Source organism: Paraburkholderia sp. RL17-381-BIF-C (genome assembly GCF_046026435.1).
Lineage (GTDB): Bacteria > Pseudomonadota > Gammaproteobacteria > Burkholderiales > Burkholderiaceae > Paraburkholderia.
Window position 1 is genome coordinate 1 of sequence record NZ_JARESX010000229.1, and the last position, 473, is coordinate 473.

The 473-nt window shown below is 59.8% G+C and carries 1 protein-coding gene; it reads left to right on the plus strand.

What is annotated here, in order from left to right; all coding sequences use genetic code 11:
- Positions 1–436, plus strand: a 436-nt coding sequence (locus P0D70_RS36815) for an integrase core domain-containing protein (protein WP_408188134.1), incomplete at its 5' end; no start/stop codon positions are given.
- Between the last annotated feature and the right edge of the window lie 37 nt (positions 437–473).

Sequence of the window (473 nt, forward strand, 5' to 3'; positions counted from 1 at the left end):
CGCGCTGGACTGCCATGACCGGGAAGCTATTAGTTGGGCAGCGACTACTGGCGGCCATAGCGGGGACGTCGTGCGCGATGTGATGCTCGCAGCGGTCGAGCAACGCTTCGGCACGCCGCAGGCAGGCGCACCCATCGAATGGCTGTCGGACAACGGCTCTGCCTACATCGACCACCGTACGCGCAGCTTTGCCCGCGAGTTGGGCCTGGAGCCGTTGACGACGCCTGTTCGTTCGCCGCAGAGTAACGGTATGGCCGAGTCGTTCGTGAAGACAATCAAGCACGATTACATTGCCTTTATGCATAAGCCTGATGTGCCAACAGCGCTCTCACATCTGGCTGGCGCCTTTGAGCATTACAACGAACGCCACCCGCATAAGGCACTGAAGTACCGTTCCCCCCGGGAGTTCCGGCGAACCGCTGCATCATCAACTTAACGGTGTCTGCGTGTCCTGATTTACAGGGGCAACTCCA